3 protein-coding genes are annotated in these 867 nt (G+C 42.3%); 2 read left to right on the forward strand and 1 reads right to left on the reverse strand.

Annotation, left to right across the window (positions count from 1 at the left end; all coding sequences use genetic code 11):
* Positions 1-271 (reverse strand): helix-turn-helix domain-containing protein (locus P3R27_RS14385; protein WP_301399134.1); only part of this gene is annotated, 271 nt, incomplete at its 3' end.
* Between the two features lie 100 nt (positions 272-371).
* Here P3R27_RS14385 and P3R27_RS14390 point away from each other — a divergent pair.
* Positions 372-572: a Cro/CI family transcriptional regulator gene (locus P3R27_RS14390; protein WP_000437875.1), complete on the forward strand. Its 201-nt coding sequence runs from the start codon at positions 372-374 to the stop codon at positions 570-572.
* A gap of 118 nt (positions 573-690) precedes the next feature.
* Positions 691-867 (forward strand): CII family transcriptional regulator (locus P3R27_RS14395; RefSeq protein ID WP_218838179.1); only part of this gene is annotated, 177 nt, incomplete at its 3' end.

Genomic DNA, 867 nt, shown 5'->3' on the forward strand with positions numbered 1-867 from the left:
CTTCATACATCTCGTAGATTTCTCTGGCGATTGAAGGGCTAAATTCTTCAACGCTAACTTTGAGAATTTTTGTAAGCAATGCGGCGTTATAAGCATTTAATGCATTGATGCCATTAAATACAGCACCAACGCCTGACTGCCCCATCCCCATCTTGTCTGCGACAGATTCCTGGGATAAGCCAAGTTCATTTTTCTTTTTTTCATAAATTGCTTTAAGGCGACGTGCGTCCTCAAGCTGCTCTTGTGTTAATGGTTTCTTTTTTGTGCTCATACGTTAAATCTATCACCGCAAGGGATAAATATCTAACACCGTGCGTGTTGACTATTTTACCTCTGGCGGTGATAATGGTTGCATGTACTAAGGAGGTTGTATGGAACAACGCATAACCCTGAAAGATTATGCAATGCGCTTTGGGCAAACCAAGACAGCTAAAGATCTCGGCGTATATCAAAGCGCGATCAACAAGGCCATTCATGCAGGCCGAAAGATTTTTTTAACTATAAACGCTGATGGAAGCGTTTATGCGGAAGAGGTAAAGCCCTTCCCGAGTAACAAAAAAACAACAGCATAAATAACCCCGCTCTTACACATTCCAGCCCTGAAAAAGGGCATCAAATTAAACCACACCTATGGTGTATGCATTTATTTGCATACATTCAATCAATTGTTATCTAAGGAAATACTTACATATGGTTCGTGCAAACAAACGCAACGAGGCTCTACGAATCGAGAGTGCGTTGCTTAACAAAATCGCAATGCTTGGAACTGAGAAGACAGCGGAAGCTGTGGGCGTTGATAAGTCGCAGATCAGCAGGTGGAAGAGGGACTGGATTCCAAAGTTCTCAATGCTGCTTGCTGTTCTTGAA

Source organism: Enterococcus spodopteracolus (genome assembly GCF_030441955.1).
In the GTDB taxonomy this organism is placed as follows: Bacteria; Bacillota; Bacilli; order Lactobacillales; family Enterococcaceae; genus Enterococcus_B; species Enterococcus_B spodopteracolus.

Coding starts and splice junctions, on each gene's coding strand:
- P3R27_RS14390 (WP_000437875.1), top strand. CDS start 372: ATGGAACAACGCATAACCCTGAAAGATTATGCAATGCGCTTTGGGCAA.